Here is a 461-nt window from a genome sequence, read left to right as displayed (position 1 = left end):
TCTCAGAAGCGACTCAGCAAAAAGTGGACGATGAAGTTCGTCGTATCCTAGAAGCGCAGTATGACATTGCACGTGCATTAATTGAAGGTAATGCGGACAAAATGCATGCCATGGTCGATGCGTTAATGAAATGGGAAACGATTGACCGTGATCAATTGCAAGACATTATGGCGGGTATCCCACCACGCGAGCCTAAAGTTTATCAAGAGCCGGTTAGAGTAAATTTTGATAAACCAAGCAATCCACCGTCAAATGGTTCGGGCTTGACGCCGCCGCCGTTACCTGCAATGTAAATTATCCATGATGTGAGTTACACAAAGACCGCTACCAACTTGATAGCGGTTTTTTTGTTTTTCACTTAAAATAGTAAAAAATTTTAGCCATCATTGTGGACATTATGCAGTTACAGCCCATTCCCAACTTTGCCATTCATTATCATAATCAAACGCTCGATTTATCTT

General features: G+C 41.9%; 1 pseudogene. It reads left to right on the top strand.

The window, feature by feature from the left end:
• Positions 1 to 293 (top strand): annotated as a pseudogene (locus J1781_RS00370) (ATP-dependent zinc metalloprotease FtsH); the annotation flags it as partial.
• Positions 294 to 461: the final 168 nt, after the last annotated feature.

It is taken from the genome of Rahnella perminowiae (assembly GCF_019049695.1).
Classification (GTDB): Bacteria; Pseudomonadota; Gammaproteobacteria; order Enterobacterales; family Enterobacteriaceae; genus Rahnella; species Rahnella perminowiae.
This window is presented reverse-complemented; position numbering and strand designations above follow the sequence as displayed.